Genomic DNA, 16,556 nt, shown 5'->3' on the forward strand with positions numbered 1-16,556 from the left:
CAACCATGCCGACCCCCGCGCCCCATTCTGAACAACAAGCAACCCGCCCCCTGCGGGAACGCAAACTCACGGGCCGAATGGTGCTGCTGTGTCTGATCGGGTTCTTCGGCACAATTGCAGCCGTGAATGCATTTATGATCCGCGCGGCTTTATCCACGAGTGGCGGTGCTGAAAAAATCAGCAGCTACCGCGCCGGCCTTAACTTTGCACGCGATCGCGATGCCGCCAAAGCACAGAAGCGCCTGAACTGGCAAGTCGATATTGCCTTGCCGCGCATTGCAGGCACACAAGCCGCTGAACATCAAGGATGCGCAAGTGAGCGGCACGCATGCGCCGCCAAAGGGCCAGTTGAAGCTCGCGTAACAAATATGAACGGCCAGCCGGTTGCAGGGCTGGATGCAACATTGATCCTCATCCACCCGACAGATTCACGTCGCGATCAGTACATTGCGATGGTTGATAAGGGCGACGGCACATACAGCACCGAGATTGACACCACCGCCGGCAGATGGAGCATCGACCTTGATCTAGACCGCCAGGGCGAACAAATGTTCCGCTCTTCCAGCCGCGTAGTGCTGAACTAGCCGAAGGGATAAGCTATGTCGATGACGCTGGACCTTGCTGGTTTCATCCGCCATGAAAATGGGGCTGCACGCCTTGATCTGGCGGTTGAAGGCATGACCTGCGCCGCCTGCATTGGCGAGATCGAGCATGGATTGCAACGTCTACCCGGGCTGCTCGCGGCACGGGTGAACTACAGCCGCCACCGGCTTACAGTCAATTGGGATGAGGAGAAGCTCACTCCCGCAACAATCCTCGATGAGTTACGACGACTCGGCTACCGTGCCCAGCCCTTTGTGGCCCGCGAAGTCGAGCAGGCTGAAGCGCAGCGTATGCAGCATTTGCTCAAATGCCTTGCGGTTGCTGGCTTTGCATCAATGAATGTGATGCTGTTGTCGGTATCAGTATGGGCTGGCAATGTTTCGGATATCACGTCTGAAACACGCGACATGTTTCATTGGATTTCCGCCCTCATTGCCCTGCCCGCAGCGGCTTATGCAGGCCAACCCTTCTTTACCAGTGCATGGCGCGCTGTGCGCAACGGGCATCTCAACATGGATGTGCCGATAACGCTTGGCATCATGCTTGGGCTTGGCATGTCGATCGTGGAGACAATGAACCACGCACGAGATGCGTATTTCGATGCAGCCGTTACGCTTTTATTCTTCCTGCTCTGCGGGCGCGTGCTGGATCAGGCAATGCGCCGCAAGACACGAGCGGTTGCAGGCAATCTCGCAGCTTTAAAAGCCGTCACCGCACGCCGGATTGAGGCAGATGGCAGCATCACACTGACACCAGCAGAGGCTTTGCATCCGGGTGAACGGGTGCAAGTACTGCCGGGCGAGCGCATCCCCGCTGATGGCAGGGCATTAACGGGCGCAACCTCGATTGATGAAAGCCTTATCACCGGTGAAACACGTCCTCGCGATATCATCATGGGCGATACCGTCTATGCAGGCAGCCTGAACCGCAATGGCGCACTAACACTCGAAGTTACAGCCGCAGGCCAGGCAACACTAATCGATGATATCGAACGTTTGCTGGAAAGCGCGCAAGAGGGGCGCTCGCGCTATATGCATCTTGCGGATCGGGCCGCTCGGGCCTACGCACCCATCGTGCATGGTGCTGCCGCTCTGACGCTGATTGTGTGGATGCTTTGGGGCTATTCCTTCCATGATGCAGCGATCACAGCCATTGCCGTGCTGATCATCACCTGCCCCTGCGCATTGGCGCTTGCTATTCCTGCGGTGCAGGTGGTTGCAGCAGGCTCGCTATTTCGCGCCAATCTACTGCTTAATTCAGGTGATGCGCTAGAACGGTTAGCGGAAGCCGATACCGTCGTTTTCGATAAGACAGGCACACTCACCGTGCCCGAACCGCGCGTTGCTAACGTTGAGAGCATTCCGGCAGACTTGCTTGTAATTGCAGGCCGGCTGGCGCTATCCAGCGCGCATCCTCTTTCTGCCGCTGTTGCAAAGGAAGCAGGTCGCGCTGCACCCTTTGATGCTGTGGAAGAACATCCTGGGGAAGGCGTACGCGTGCTCATTGAAGGTGTGGAGGCCCGCCTTGGTAGCCCTACATTCTGCGGTTTTAGCGAAGCACCGCAACCCGTAAACGCCGATACATCACTGGTTGCCGTGCAACTGGGCGAGCAGCGCGCATTGCTGGAAATCCGGCAGACGCTGCGCAGCGATGCTATTGCAATAACGCGTGATCTGGCAAAGCGTGGCCTGTCCTTATTCATCCTTTCTGGAGACCGGCCTGATGCAGTCGCCCCCATCGCACAACAACTTGGTATTGAGGCCTGGCAAGGCGGTCTAAAGCCGCAAGACAAGATTGCGGTGCTGGCAGCGCTTAAGGCACAGGGGCGCAAAGTGCTGATGGTGGGCGATGGCCTCAATGATGCGCCAGCACTTGCGGCAGCGCATGTCTCGCTCTCACCCGTCACCGCTGCAGACCTGACACAGGCACAGGCTGATGGCGTGTTTCTTGGTGAACGGCTTGCGCCGGTTCTATCTGCCGTAAGCGTCAGCAGCAAAGCACGGCGCTTGATGTTACAAAACCTGGCAATTGCCGCGATTTATAATTTGATAGCAGTGCCACTGGCCTTTCTGGGACATGTCACACCATTTGTTGCGGCGGTGGCTATGTCTGGTTCATCACTCATTGTCACGCTCAATGCCTTGCGCGCTCGCAAAGGTGAGAGCAAAATCACGATCGGAGACAGCTCTCAAGCGGCGTCAACCGTGGGCATTTCTGCGCAAGGAGCAACGCTATGAATGCATTATTGATGCTGGTTCCGTTGGCATTAGCACTCGGCCTTGCGGGTTTGGCTGGCTTTATGTGGTGCATGCGCAGCGATCAGTATGAGGACCTGGAGGGCGCAAGCCTGCGGGTGCTCAACGATGACGATCTCCCTCCTGCATCTCAGGCAGAACAACGCTGATGGGACTGCCGATCGGTGAAATGACAGCACGTGCGGGCAGGCTTGCCTGTCTATGCGCGCCATCGTTCAGCATTGCCGATCCCGCTGCCAGCCGTCACGTCCATCGCCTCGCTGTGGGCTTTGCCCTGGCAGTGCTGTCGCAAGTGCTGGCTGTTGGCACCCTGCCGCTCGCAGGGGCATTTCTGGCTCCCATGCCATGGATGGCAACACTGCCTTATGCAGCCATGCTGATTGGTGCAACAGTGGCGACATTTCCTGCATCCTTTCTAATGGATGCCTTTGGCAGGCGAGCGGCTTTCGCACTGGGTGCCAGCCTTGGCATTGCGGGCGGCGTCATGGTGGGATGGGCCCTGCTCCATCATCAATTCATTTCGCTTTTACTGGGTGCATTCTGGCTTGGCATTGCTAATGGCTTTGGTCTTTTCTATCGCCACGCCGCCGCCAGCGTTACAGGCGAGGCCGATCGCAAAGCTGCAATCGCAGCTGTATTTGGAGCCGGTGCGTTTGTTGGGCTGGTTGCGCCCTCGCTTGCCGGTTTCGCGGAAGGGCTGGCTGCGCCCAATCTCTTTGTTGGCACGGCATTCGCCGCTGCTGCTGCGCAGGTTGGCGCATTTGCTTTGGCCCTGACCCTACCCACAACTTCGACTGAGATGATCGAGGCGCAAGAAGTCGAAGCGGCAGCATTGCGCCTAACAACTGTTACAGACTGGCAGGCCGTAGCAGGGGCAACTTTTGCGGGCGTCGTGGCATGGTTGGTCATGACGATGCTGATGGCCGCTGCACCCTTGGCTATGGCCGGCTGCGGATTATCGCCGGGCCTTATTTTTGCAGGCATTTCCTGGCATATGGTTGCGATGTACGCACCCGCTCTTTTCACAGCTCATTTACCCGCTCGCCTCACACCGCCGATGATTGCATTGGCCGGTCTTGCATTGATTGCCTTGAGCATACCTGTCTTCGCCATCGCAGAAACAGCGGGCATGTTTACGCTATCACTTACGCTGCTAGGTGCAGGATGGTCGATCAGCGTAGCGGGCACCACGCAGTGGCTACATGAAAACGGACCACCCTCACGGCTAGTGTTGGCACTGCATGATGGCAGTGTATTGTCTGCGGCCGTGATTGGTGCATTGCTGGCGGGACAGATCTCCTTCACTTAAAAGCCCGACGCATAATCAAAGAATTTATGCTCAAAGTGTGAGCAACACTCGCTTATAAAACATAGCTGCACTGCAACATGGATAGTTGTTTTATTTGCAGAACCCGATAATTCTCAATGCTTCATGCTCAAAACTCCATGAGTGAGGAAGCTCATAATGCCATTATCATTGCTCGCTCTTGCTGCTGCTTCATTCTGCATAGGCACTACCGAGTTTGTCATTATGGGCCTGCTGCCGGAGGTCGCCGCAGATCTTGGCGTCAGCATTCCTGCGGCGGGACATCTGGTATCGGGTTACGCGCTGGGTGTTGTTGTTGGCGCGCCGATTGTTGCCGTCATCACCAACGGTCTGCCGCGCAAGGCAACCCTGATCGCGCTCACTTGCGTGTTCATACTGGGCAACGTGCTGTGTGCGATCGCTCCTTCTTACTGGCTTCTGATGGGTGCACGCGTCGTAACGGCTTTCTGCCATGGCGCCTATTTCGGCATCGGGGCTGTGGTCGCCTCAAATCTTGTCGCTAAAAATAAGCGCGCTCAAGCAGTGGCTATGATGTTTGGCGGGCTGACGTTGGCGAACATTCTTGGCGTTCCAGCAGGCACCGCTCTGGGGCAGGAGTTGGGATGGCGTTCAACTTTCTGGGCGGTATCATTGATTGGTGTCGCTGCGGTAACAGCCCTTGCCGTGCTAGTACCATCCAACATCCCAAACCCGAAGGCGAGCATCATGCGCGAGTTTCGGGTGCTGGGGAAATCGCAGGTCATGCTGGCGATGGGCATGAGTATCATGGCCTCTGCCAGTCTGTTCAGCCTCTTCACCTACATTGCCCCAATGCTGCGTGAGGTATCGGGCCTGGAGCCACATCATGTTACATGGGTGCTGCTGCTGTTTGGTGTCGGCATCACCATCGGCAATTTTCTGGGTGGACGCCTCGCCGACTGGCGGTTGATGTCATCGATCAACGGGATTTTTATCTCTTTGATCATTTTGCTTATCTGGCTGCATTTCGCCCTACCTGTGTGGCAACTGGCAGTCGCTGTCATCTTTTTATGGGGCATCGCCGATTTTGCTGTCGTCGCACCGCTACAAATACGTGTTGTCGATACGGCCAGCGATGCACCCAATATGGCCTCTACACTCAATCAGGCCGCCTTCAACATTGGCAATGCCAGTGGCGCATGGATTGGCGGCATGGCGCTGACGCTCGGCCTTAGTTATGACAGCCTGCCATTGGTATCGGCAGCGCTAGCTGCCGGCGGGCTTGGGCTATGTCTGATATCGCAGAGCATGCCCCCCCACATTGAACAGACTGCTGATCCCTTACCCACGCCATAACAGCGATCAAGGCACCTGAATAACCGCCTTGGCCAACAGCGCGTTGAGATCATCTGCATTACTGCTGCAATCAGCATCAAGCCATAGGTCGCGCGCACGGGCCAACACACGCCCCATACGCGGCCCAGCAGAAACACCTGCTGCGGCAAGATGTTTGCCTGTAAGTGGAAAAACCGGCACCCTTTGACTGCCATTGATAAAATCAGCAAGCAAAGCATGCGCGGCATCATTCAACACAGGCGTCGGCTCTCCTGCCAGCACGGTTGTCGCATCTGCCACTGGCTGCAATCCCAGCTCAACAACCAGACGGCGCAACGTACGCACATCAACCGTCTCGCGACGACCATGCATACGGGCGATCAGCGAGCCTGCCTTATTTAACCGATCGAACTCCCCATTGGAGAGCCGTAACCGCTCCCGCAACCGTTCGGCATCCTCCGGCACCACAACCGAAAGCGCCAACAAGCGGATCACAGCATCATCTGCGCCTGAAGCAACACGCGTGAAGCGCCCAAGCTCTGCCACACCACCCGTGATTGCCGTAAGCACACCTATATCACTGAGATCTGTCACCACCTCTACCGCGCGCCTTGCCACGAGAATCCGCAGCATTTCGGAGCGCACACGCTCCCGCGAGAGTTGCGCCAGACCAGCGCGTTCCTGAATGCAGGCAGCCAAGCCTGCTGCATCAAGCGCACCAACGCCATAATCCGCTGAAAAGCGGAAGAAACGTAAAATGCGAAGGTAATCCTCGCGAATGCGGGTCGCGGCATCACCGATAAAACGCACACGCCGTGCTGTGATGTCAGCCAAGCCATTCGTGAAATCGTAGAGCTTGCCGTGCTTATCGAGATAAAGCGCGTTCATCGTAAAGTCGCGCCGATGCGCATCGATATCAAAATCAGTCCCGAACGCAACCTCCGCGCGGCGGCCATTGGTTGCAACATCTCGCCGCAAGGTGGTAATCTCAAACGGCCGACCATGGGCAACGACTGTCACTGTGCCATGGTCGATTCCGGTTGGCACGACTTTCAGGCCTGCAGCCCTTGCCAGCTCCGCAACTTCCTGCGGAGTGGCAGTCGTGGCGCAATCGATATCGTTCGCGGGCAGGCCCATCAGCACATTACGCACTGCCCCACCGACAATCCGCGTGTCCGCCCCTTGCGCATCGATCACCGTCAACACGTGGCGCAATACAGGATCATCGAGCAGCTTTTGTGCACGCACTTCGTTCATCATTTGAAATGTCCCGGCACCAACTTGCCGTCCTCAAGATGCGTGGGCACATACGCGCCGGTGTTGCGCTCTGCCGTGAGACCCGTGATGACAAAACTACCAATAGCGATGAGCAGGCCTACAAGCACAAGCCATGGCACGTGACCATCCCAAGCCTCACGCGTCCATGGGTTGCGCTGACGCAAATAGAGATAGATCGCAAACAGGACAAACGGGCTTAGAAACAGGACAAGCGCCTCAAACACGGCTCTGGTCATAAGATTGTCTCATAAAGCATCCCATTGATAGTGCGACGTTTCATGGCGCATATAGCCTTTCATAGAGGTTGCGGATGATTCCCGCAGTTGCTCCCCAGATATAGCGCTTGCCATAGGGCATTGCATAATAATGACGCAGCGTACCCTGCCATTCTCGTGCATGACGCTCATGATGATTAACGTTCATGAGGAAATCGAGCGGCACCTCGAAAACATCCTCCACCTCATCGGGGTTCGCATGGGGCGAGAATTGCGGATCTATGATCCCCACTACTGGCACGATGTTATAGCCGGTTGCAGAAAGATAATGATCGAGATAGCCCAACGGGCGCACGAGAGCTGCCGGCAGACCGATTTCTTCATTGGCCTCACGTAGCGCTGCCGCGAGCGGGGATGCATCGGTGGGGTCAATTTTTCCACCAGGAAAGGCAATCTGCGCAGCATGTTGACGCAGCGTTGCCGCACGTTGGGTCAGCAGCATGTTGTATTGAGGGCCACCCGCCCCATCGCGCACAACCAGAGGCACAAGCACAGCCGCTGGCCGGATAGGATGAATATCCGGCAAGGCATTGCCGAGCGCGTGATCTCCAAAGGCATATTCCGCAGCTACCCCAGTGCTTAAACCAAAGGAAGGTGCGGGATATAACCTTTCACTCAAATGCGTAATCAGCTGTGAAACGGCCACATCAGGCACACTCACGCGGGATCCTCGCTATAGAAGGCCGCTGTCTCAGCAATCGGAAAGAACGCATCGCCTGAAGCAATACCGACGACAGAACGGCCATCAACCTTACGTTCCTCGGCCTGCGCCAACAGATCCGCGACGAGTGCGCGCGTCAATCGCGCCCACAAATCGCCACGCACTTTGACATAGGGACGAAATCCGCCACCCGCATCGATTGAAAAACGCAATGGAAAGTCTTTGTTGACCACCACAGCATCATCGAGATTTGTGCGGAAATGTAATTGGCCTGTTGCAGAATCACGCGCCATTTCAACAGCAAGGAATGGCACGTCATCAACTTTTATCCCCACCTTTTCGACAGGGGTAACAAGCACGTAACGATCACCTTCCCGGCGCAAGATCGACGCGAAAAGACGCACCAAAGCGGGACGTCCGATAGGCGTTCCCTGATAAATCCACACCCCATCGGCCCCGATACGCATATCGATGCACCCGCAATCGGGCGGATTCCATTTGTCCACCCCCTCTCGCGCACCAAGCCCTTCTGCTGCTGAAAGAAGCCGCGCCAAGCCTTGTGGCGTATCAATTGGCATCTCTGGACGACCACCTGTTGCCGGATTAACTGGTGGTGCGCCGCCTGTGTCTTCTTGCAAGGTCGACATATTCACCTCCCCTAATAGTTTTGCCGCATATTATATCGTTGCGGTTTTGGCTCAAACATTAACTCAAGAGCGCGGAGTCTGAACTGAAATTAATTAGCGAGCATCCGCAGGATGTGTTGTGATTTGGTTCTATTATAGTCATCATCAGCGCATTGTCCCACCCTGTGATGTTGCCCGCTTGACTGACGCGGCATCTGCACCCAACAAAGACGGTGGGATTATCCAAATATGCAGTCTGCGGATGACGCAAAGATAGCGTCAGCGCACAAAGGCAGGAACCGATACGATGACAGCCACAGCGCTAGACGACGCCACCATTGCCGCCACTGCGATCGTGGCACAGGCAGAGATGGCGCTGAGTGCCACCGCAAAGGCGCGTGAAGCCATCGGCTCTGTGATCTTTGGACAGGAACGCGTGGTGGAACTGGCACTTGTCACCATCCTGGCTGGTGGCCATGGCTTGTTGGTTGGCGTACCCGGCCTTGCCAAAACCCGTTTGGTGGAGGCTATGGGCACCGTTCTGGGGCTTAATAGCCAACGCGTTCAATTCACACCAGATCTGATGCCCTCCGATATTCTCGGCAGTGAAATTCTCGACGAAACCGCATCAGGCCAGCGCAGCTTCCGTTTTGTGCGGGGACCGATTTTTACACAGCTGCTCATGGCGGATGAGATCAATCGCGCCAGCCCGCGCACCCAGTCTGCGCTGCTACAGGCCATGCAGGAACATCATGTAACTGTCGCAGGCGTACGCTACGATCTGCCGCAACCATTTCACGTTCTCGCGACCCAGAACCCCATTGAGCAGGAAGGCACCTATCCGCTTCCGGAAGCACAGCTCGACCGCTTCCTGCTACAAATCGATGTCACGTACCCCGATCGCGATGCCGAGCGCCGCATTCTACTGGAAACAACCGGCACGGAAGACAAGCCACTTACGGCCGCCCTTAACACGGAAACGCTTGTCGCAATCCAGCGTCTCGTACGTCGCCTTCCTGTTGGTGATAGCGTGGTTGAGGCCATCCTTGATCTCGTACGCTCTGCTCGTCCAGGTGAGGGAAAAGCTGGCCTTGCCGACAAGCTCGCCTGGGGCCCTGGCCCGCGCGCCAGCCAAGCCCTTACCTTGGCTGCGCGCGCCCGCGCGCTCCTTCAAGGACGCCTCGCGCCATCGCTGGACGACGTACGTGAATTGGCAGAACCCGTGCTCAAACACCGCATCGCCCTGACCTTCGCCGCCCGCGCTGAGGGCCACACAGTGGAAGACATCATCGCAAGGCTGGTTGAAGGCATATAACGAAATACGATTAACCTGCAATATGTTATGATGAAATCTTAAACGGATATATAACGAATGGCGCGTGTTGAAGTCTTGCCGGAAAACAGCCGCTTCCCCGGATTGGGTGAAGCAGAGCTGGCGCATGATCTCGCCACACGCCTGCCACGTTTGGTGCTGGAGGCGCGACGCGTGGCCAGCAATCTCACCCATGGCATTCATGGCCGCAGACGGGCGGGCCCTGGCGAGAGTTTTTGGCAATTCCGCCCCTTTGACTCCGGTGAGGCGGCTACTCGTATTGACTGGCGACGCTCCGCCCGGGATGGAAAGCTCTACGTACGTGAGCGTGAATGGGAGGCCGCCCAGACCATCGAACTATGGATCGACCGTTCAATATCCATGGCCTACGCTTCTGATCTTGCCACCGCACCGAAAGTCGAGCGCGCGATTGTTCTAGGGCTGGCACTTGCAGAAGCACTGGTGACAGCTGGCGAGCGCGTTGGCTACATGGGGCGCCTAAGCCCGCGCGCATCACGACGTATCGGCGAACAGATCGCGCAAACGCTTGCCTCAGATACTCAGGACGTCAACAGCGACTTACCCCCTCACATCCCACTGAAACGCCGCAGCGAACCTCTGATTATTGGCGACTTTCTGGTTGCATTAGAACAAGTTGAGAAGACAATCGCATCCATTGCATCAAATGGCGCATATGGGCATGCCATCCTCATTGTGGACCCGGTTGAGGAAACCTTTCCTTTCACCGGCCAAACTGAGCTTGTTGATCCGGAAAACGGCGCACGTCTTTATCTTGGCGATGCAGCGAGTTGGGGCGCAGAGTATCGGCAACGAATTGCTGCCCATCGTGATGGATTGCGCGAGATCTTCACCCGGCATGGTTTCACGATGACAATTCATCACACCGACAGACCCGCAAGCGAGGCTGCACTTCGCGTGCTGACGCTTCTCGCTAGCCGTCGCGGCAGGGATGATTGATATGTTTGGCCTGGAACTCTTCAGTCTTCCATTTGCTTTTGCCGCGCCGCTGACATTGCTGGCGCTGGCGCTGCTGCCCGCGCTGTGGCTGCTTCTGCGCATCACGCCGCCTACGCCGAAGCGCATCGCCTTTCCCCCGCTACGGTTGGCGCTTGACCTTGCCCCCCAACAAAACACGCCCGCGCGCACACCGTGGTGGCTGTTGCTGCTGCGTGTGCTGATTGCAGCACTCCTTATCTTTGCAGCCTCATGGCCCGCCTGGAACCCGCTTCCAGCCATGCCTGGCAATGGGCCGGTGCTACTGCTGCTCGATAACGGTTTTTCTGCTGCACATGATTGGCGGGCACGCCTTAATAGTGCCCAGAATGTACTAGCGGCCACAACACGTGACAAGCGCGCCACTGCCATCGTAGGCTTGGCTGATGCCCCGGCTGACATCACCCTGACCAATGGAGCAGAAGCGCAAGACCGTCTTCGCGCGCTGGAGCCACGCCCTTATGAGGCGACACGCGAAGCCCATTTGCCGCAAATTCAGAAGTTTCTTGATCAGCATGCCGATGCTGCCATCGTCTGGATCAGCGATCGCACAACTATCCAAGCCCCAACCATCAATGCGGATACTGAGCGGGGTAATTTCGCAACGCGCCTCAATGCGCTGAAGGGTGCGCGGGCGCTCGTTATCCATGCTGAACCGTTTGCATCTTCTCTCGCTCTTGCGGGCAGCGCCAACACCCGTGATGGTCTTGAAGTCACCTTGACCCGCGCCAATACGCAAACTTTGCCACAAGGTAGCCTGCGTGCCGTTGATTTCAAAGGCCTGCCACTGGGCGAAACCGCGTTTGCCTTCGCACAGGATACCCTTGAAACAAAGGCTTTGTTCGCGCTGCCGATTGAGATCCGCAATAGCGTTGCACGCATCGATATCGTGGGGCAGGCATCGGCTGGTGCTGTCACCCTTGTCGATGACCGCCAGCGCCGCAACCGTGTCGGCCTGATTTCTGGCGCGGGCGCGGATACTGCAAGCCAACCATTGCTGTCACCCACGTTCTATCTTTCACGCGCGCTGGAACCCTTCGCTGAGCTACGTGAACCACGTGGGTCTCTGCCTGAAGTTGTGAGCCAACTGATCGATGAAAACGCCACGGTCATCGCGATGACGGACATTGGCAACATTGACCGACAGACCACCCGCAAGCTGGAAGAATTCGTGAAACAGGGTGGCGTGCTGCTCCGTTTCGCTGGTCCACGCATGGCCAATAGTGATGAGGAATTGGTGCCAGTAAGGCTACGTCAGGGTGAACGTACCATTGGTGGTGCATTATCATGGGATACACCACGTACGCTTGCTCCCTTCCCGGAAAAAAGCCCATTTGAAGGTCTGGCTTTGTCTGATGAGGTCACTGTGAACCGTCAGATTCTGGCTGAGCCTGATGCCGATCTTACCCGCCGCACCTGGGCAGCGCTCTCGGATGGTACACCCATTGTCACCGCAGAACGGCGTGGCGACGGGCTGATCGTGCTGGTGCATGTCACAGCCGATGCAACATGGTCGAACCTGCCCTTATCCGGGACATTCGTAGATATGCTTCGCCGGATTATTGCGATGTCGGGCAAGAATACTGGCAGCGATGCTGCAACCGCAGATGCCCTCGAAACCGCCTCGCCGCTTCGCATTCTCGACGGTTTTGGCGTATTCCGTAATCCGCCCGCAACGGCACGCCCCATTGTGCGTGGTATATCCACACGCGCATCGATTGATCACCCTGCGGGCTTTTATGGTACCAGCGAAGCGCCGATTGCCGTCAATGCGCTTAATCCGGAGGATCGCTTGGCTGCATTGGATCTCTCAGCTGTTGAGGATACTATTCAGCCATTGTCCTCCCCACTCAGCATCGATCTGCGGTTACCGGCGCTATTGCTTGCACTGCTGTTGTTCATGGCAGATACCGCAATCAGTGCTATGCTCGGCGGCAGGCTGAGGCGCCCCAATCTGCGATCTTCTGGAGCAGCTGCCACAATACTGCTTGCAGGCTTCATCGTTGTTTCCATGACAACGCATACTTCTGCGCAAAAACCTCTTTCTGAAACCGCAAAACAATCGGCACTGCAAACGCACCTTGCCTATGTGATAACGGGCAATAATGAGGTGGATGAAATAAGCCGCGCTGGCCTTGCGGGCCTGAGCCAGGAATTATCTTACCGCACATCCTTCGAGCCAGCAGATCCTGTTGGGATTGATCCGTCAAAGGACGAACTGGCATTCTATCCGCTGATCTATTGGCCAATCACGGCAGATCAGCCCATGCCATCCGAAGCATCGTTGCGGCGGATCGATGCCTTCATGAAGGCTGGCGGCACCGTGATATTCGATACACGCGACGCCTGGAGCCAGACGGGCAGCAATGCTCCCTCACCAGAAACGGCCCGCCTGCGGCAAATGCTGGCTGGTCTCGATATTCCCGAACTTGAACCTGTGCCGCCGGATCACGTGCTTACCAAAACCTTCTTTCTAATGGATAATTTCCCTGGCCGCTATGCCACTGGCCAAACGTGGGTTGAAGCATTGCCCCCTATGCAACAAGGTGAGTCGCGCCCGGCACGTAGCGGCGATAACGTGTCGCCTATCATCATCACCTCCAATGATCTCGCTGCCGCGTGGGCCACGGATAACTTCGGCTCACCGCTTTACCCCACTGTCGGCTCCAATAAAGAGCAGCACGAAATGGCAGCACGTGGGGGCATGAATATGGTTATGTATGTGCTTACCGGTAGCTATAAGGCCGATCAGGTGCATGTGCCAGCACTCCTCGACAGGCTGGGGCAATAGGAACGGCTGATGTTTATCGACACACTGCCCACACTCAGCTTTTCTCCCCTGCTGCCATTCCCGGTAATGGTCGGATTGGCGATTGCCGCTGTGCTTTTAACGATCATCGCCTTTATTGGTCGCGGGTTCTGGCCCGGGCTTTTCCGTGGCATAGCGCTTGCGTTGATGATTGGCGCATTGGCAAATCCGGCCATCGTTTCGCATGAGCGCGAGCCGCTTAACGACATCGTCGCTGTCATTACAGATCGCAGCGCGTCGCAAAAACTCGGCCCGCGGGATGCACAGACAACCGCCGTGCATAACGCAGTAGCCCAACAATTGGCGGCGCTGTCCGGTATAGAACCACGCTTCGTGGACGTAAGCGAGGGTGAAGGCGGCGATGGTACGCGCCTGTTTGGCGCCCTTGCACGCACTTTGGCCGATGTACCGGCTGAGCGTGTGGCAGGTGCAATTTTAATCACCGATGGCGTGGTGCATGATGTGCCGGCAAATGCCGCAGCCCTTGGCTTTAACGCCCCGTTGCATGCACTGATTACCGGCGAGGAACAGGAACGTGATCGGCGAGTAGCCCTTATCGACACCCCACGTTTTGGTATTGTAGGACGCAATCAGACCATCCGTGTTGTCGTTGATGAGCGTGGTGGCACCGGCGCTGCCAAGCTGACAGTGCGACGGGATGGCAAGGAGCTTGGCTCAATTCAGGCGCCTACCGGCCGACCAGTGCCATTATCGATCCCCATCGATCACCCCGGCCCCAATGTTCTTGAAATCGAGACCGAACCGCTTGCAGGCGAGCTTACGCCAGCCAATAACCGCGCCATCCTCACCATAGAAGGCGTGCGCGATAAACTGCGCGTACTGCTGGTGTCTGGTGAACCGCATCCGGGAGAGCGCACCTGGCGTAACCTGTTGAAATCAGATGCCAACGTCGATCTGGTACACTTCACGATCCTGCGTCCGCCGGAGAAGCAGGACGGTACACCAATCAATGAGCTGTCTCTGATTGCGTTCCCCACGCGGGCGCTGTTTCAGGAGCGGATCAATGATTTTGATCTGATCATCTTTGATCGCTACGCCAACCTCACCGTGCTGCCGCCAATCTATTACGACAACATCGCGGATTATGTCCGTCAGGGTGGCGCGCTGCTGTTGGCATCGGGGCCGGAGTTTGCTGGCGCATCAAGCGTTGCGCGCACCTCGCTGGGCGCGATCCTGCCGGCAACGCCAGATGGCCGCGTACATGAGAAAAGTTTCCGCCCTCACGTCACAGCAACCGGGGACAGACATCCCGTAACCCGCGATCTGCCCGGTGGAGCACCATCGGGAGGGCAAGCAAAATGGGGAGAATGGTTGCGTCAGATTGGGGCGAACGTGCAAGGCGGCACAACGCTTATGGATGGCACCAACCAATTGCCACTGCTCATCCTTTCACGCCACGAAAAAGGACGCATCGGACTGTTGCTATCTGACCACGCCTGGTTGTGGGCGCGTGGATTTGAGGGCGGCGGGCCGCATGTGGATCTGCTGCGCCGCCTATCCCACTGGCTGATGCGCGAACCAGCACTGGAAGAGGAAGCACTACGCGCATTCTCACGCGATGGGCTCATCGCCATTGAGCGCCAGACAATGGCCGATACGCCACAACCCGTAACGCTAACTGCGCCCGATGGCAGCACGCAGGTGATTACACTCGCCCCCGTAAAACCAGGCCTGTTTTCCGCCAACGTGGAAAATAATCAACTTGGCCTTTATCGCCTTACGGATGGCACCCTGTCTGCATTCGTCAACGCAGGCCCTGAAAACCCGCGCGAACTCACGGATGTGTTCAGCGATACACAACGTCTGGCCCCTCTCGCAGGCGCGACCGGGGGCATGGTGCAACGCGTTGATAACGGCAGCGGCACTCCGGTGGTGCCGCGCATTGATGTTGTAAGCGTGGGCTCAAATTTCGCCGGCAATGGCTGGATTGGTCTGCGCCCAAGCAACAGCGCCATCATCACAGGCGTGCACGAACTACCGCTGGGCATAGGACTGGCAGGACTTGCTCTGCTGATCTGGGCGGTGCTCGGAGCGTGGCTTATCGAAAGCCGCCGACGCGCGTGACTTAAAGCAGTTTGCCTTCAAGTTGATCATTCGCTTGAAGGTCAGTTGCGGTAAGACACGAAAATTAGAGCAGAATCCACTTTCTGGTTTGATGCAATTTCAGAACGCAGTTCTGATGTATCAGAACGCCCGACGTTTTATCACGCAGCTGCGGGTAACACCGCGACAGCACCGCTAGCCAAAGCAAAAGCGCCCTCGCGCAGCTCTCGGTATAAGAAACGTTTGGGATCAACCGGTCCGGGCAGCACCAAACGTCCGGGCGGCACAACACTAAATCCGAAACGCGCGTAATAAGGCGCATCCCCCACCAGAATGACGAGGCCATGTCCAGCCTCAGTGGCGGCATCCAACGAAGCCTTCATCAACGCACTGCCGATGCCGCGATCCATAAATGCAGGCTCAACGGTCAGCGGTCCAAGCACCAGTGCAGGCTGCCCACCGGCAATCACGGGCGTAAGACGGACAGAGCCAACAATCAGCGTACCAACCAAAGAGACGAATGAGAGCGGCGCAAGCGGTGGCGCACCTTCGCGTAAACGATAGGCCGTGCGGGCAAAACGACCGGGACCAAAAGCCCGTTCATGCATACGATCGATAGCATCCTGATCAGCAGGATGCTCGTGGCGAATGGTCAATGCAAGTGAGGTCATGAAGAAGGATCACCCAAGGTAGCCGCGCTATCGCAGCCAGAGATATCATGAAGCGTTGAAAGCTGCCTGTCCGGCACTCAAGCCGGTACGCGCACAAACACATACAGCGTGCGCATGCACCTGCATCGTCGTCGCTGGATCAGCCGGAATTGCTTCATTATCTTTTCCTTCTGGCACGCCATCTATCACGAGTTCGCGCGCCTGTCCATCCGCATATATCTGGCTTTTGCCGAATGCTCTTCTGTCAGATTTCAGGTGATTGTCCTCGGATTTCTGGTATTTATGGCAAGTATATCATTGTCAGCGCTTGACGGCTTCAGTCCTGGCAGCGACATGAAAGCTGCCGGCCATGGTGCCGCTATGGCGTA

General features: G+C 56.8%; 15 protein-coding genes. 9 read left to right on the forward strand and 6 right to left on the reverse strand.

The features are described from left to right. Nucleotides 1-5 precede the first annotated feature (5 nt). The 5 genes from VRZ32_RS08375 (at nucleotide 6) to VRZ32_RS08395 (ending at nucleotide 5,499) form a co-directional block, all read left to right on the forward strand. Nucleotides 6-584 (forward strand): FixH family protein, encoded by a 579-nt coding sequence (locus VRZ32_RS08375; protein ID WP_414525294.1) that lies wholly within the window; start codon nucleotides 6-8, stop codon nucleotides 582-584. Nucleotides 585-599: 15 nt separating this feature from the next. Further along, a complete protein-coding gene (locus VRZ32_RS08380) occupies nucleotides 600-2,840 on the forward strand; it encodes a heavy metal translocating P-type ATPase (RefSeq protein ID WP_414525295.1) in 2,241 nt (746 codons plus the stop codon). Continuing rightward, on the forward strand, nucleotides 2,837-3,007 hold the full coding sequence (ccoS, locus tag VRZ32_RS08385; protein ID WP_414525296.1) for a cbb3-type cytochrome oxidase assembly protein CcoS: 171 nt from the start codon (nucleotides 2,837-2,839) through the stop codon (nucleotides 3,005-3,007). The genes VRZ32_RS08380 and ccoS overlap by 4 nt, the downstream gene beginning before the upstream one ends. Continuing rightward, the gene (locus VRZ32_RS08390) at nucleotides 3,007-4,167 is read left to right on the forward strand and encodes a hypothetical protein (protein ID WP_414525297.1); all 1,161 of its coding nucleotides are present in this window, start codon (nucleotides 3,007-3,009) and stop codon (nucleotides 4,165-4,167) included. The genes ccoS and VRZ32_RS08390 overlap by 1 nt, the downstream gene beginning before the upstream one ends. 156 nt (nucleotides 4,168-4,323) lie before the next feature. Then, complete coding sequence (locus VRZ32_RS08395) at nucleotides 4,324-5,499, forward strand: MFS transporter (protein WP_414525298.1); 1,176 nt, start codon at nucleotides 4,324-4,326, stop codon at nucleotides 5,497-5,499. A 6-nt stretch (nucleotides 5,500-5,505) separates the two neighbouring features. Here VRZ32_RS08395 and VRZ32_RS08400 read toward each other — a convergent pair whose 3' ends face one another. From VRZ32_RS08400 to VRZ32_RS08415, 4 genes are read right to left on the reverse strand one after another with little or no spacing between them, the layout of a single operon-like run. Then, the gene (locus VRZ32_RS08400) at nucleotides 5,506-6,738 is read right to left on the reverse strand and encodes a CCA tRNA nucleotidyltransferase (protein ID WP_414525299.1); all 1,233 of its coding nucleotides are present in this window, start codon (nucleotides 6,736-6,738) and stop codon (nucleotides 5,506-5,508) included. Next, the gene (locus VRZ32_RS08405; RefSeq protein ID WP_414525300.1) at nucleotides 6,735-6,992 is read right to left on the reverse strand and encodes a DUF6111 family protein; all 258 of its coding nucleotides are present in this window, start codon (nucleotides 6,990-6,992) and stop codon (nucleotides 6,735-6,737) included. The genes VRZ32_RS08400 and VRZ32_RS08405 overlap by 4 nt, the downstream gene beginning before the upstream one ends. A 40-nt stretch (nucleotides 6,993-7,032) precedes the next feature. Then, nucleotides 7,033-7,692, reverse strand: coding sequence for a CoA pyrophosphatase (locus tag VRZ32_RS08410; protein WP_414525301.1), 660 nt, complete (start codon nucleotides 7,690-7,692; stop codon nucleotides 7,033-7,035). Further along, the gene (locus VRZ32_RS08415) at nucleotides 7,689-8,270 is read right to left on the reverse strand and encodes a DUF1285 domain-containing protein (protein WP_414526171.1); all 582 of its coding nucleotides are present in this window, start codon (nucleotides 8,268-8,270) and stop codon (nucleotides 7,689-7,691) included. Before VRZ32_RS08415 ends, VRZ32_RS08410 begins: the two co-directional genes overlap by 4 nt. Nucleotides 8,271-8,625: 355 nt before the next feature. Here VRZ32_RS08415 and VRZ32_RS08420 point away from each other — a divergent pair, with 355 nt between their 5' ends. From VRZ32_RS08420 to VRZ32_RS08435, 4 genes are read left to right on the forward strand one after another with little or no spacing between them, the layout of a single operon-like run. Continuing rightward, entirely contained in the window at nucleotides 8,626-9,633 is a 1,008-nt protein-coding gene (locus VRZ32_RS08420; protein WP_414525302.1) for an AAA family ATPase, read from the forward strand. 57 nt (nucleotides 9,634-9,690) lie between these two features. Then, nucleotides 9,691-10,608: a DUF58 domain-containing protein gene (locus tag VRZ32_RS08425; RefSeq protein WP_414525303.1), complete on the forward strand. Its 918-nt coding sequence runs from the start codon at nucleotides 9,691-9,693 to the stop codon at nucleotides 10,606-10,608. A gap of 1 nt (nucleotide 10,609) precedes the next feature. After that, nucleotides 10,610-13,435, forward strand: a complete 2,826-nt coding sequence (locus VRZ32_RS08430) for a DUF4159 domain-containing protein (RefSeq protein ID WP_414525304.1) — start codon at nucleotides 10,610-10,612, stop codon at nucleotides 13,433-13,435. A gap of 24 nt (nucleotides 13,436-13,459) precedes the next feature. After that, on the forward strand, nucleotides 13,460-15,538 hold the full coding sequence (locus VRZ32_RS08435; RefSeq protein ID WP_414526172.1) for a hypothetical protein: 2,079 nt from the start codon (nucleotides 13,460-13,462) through the stop codon (nucleotides 15,536-15,538). 140 nt (nucleotides 15,539-15,678) lie between these two features. Here VRZ32_RS08435 and VRZ32_RS08440 read toward each other — a convergent pair whose 3' ends face one another. Together VRZ32_RS08440 and VRZ32_RS08445 are read right to left on the reverse strand one after the other, a co-directional pair. Then, complete coding sequence (locus VRZ32_RS08440) at nucleotides 15,679-16,188, reverse strand: GNAT family N-acetyltransferase (RefSeq protein ID WP_414525305.1); 510 nt, start codon at nucleotides 16,186-16,188, stop codon at nucleotides 15,679-15,681. A gap of 45 nt (nucleotides 16,189-16,233) precedes the next feature. After that, the gene (locus VRZ32_RS08445) at nucleotides 16,234-16,377 is read right to left on the reverse strand and encodes a hypothetical protein (protein WP_414525306.1); all 144 of its coding nucleotides are present in this window, start codon (nucleotides 16,375-16,377) and stop codon (nucleotides 16,234-16,236) included. Nucleotides 16,378-16,556: the final 179 nt, after the last annotated feature.

This window comes from Pseudochelatococcus sp. G4_1912 (assembly GCF_047501465.1).
GTDB lineage: Bacteria > Pseudomonadota > Alphaproteobacteria > Rhizobiales > Beijerinckiaceae > Pseudochelatococcus.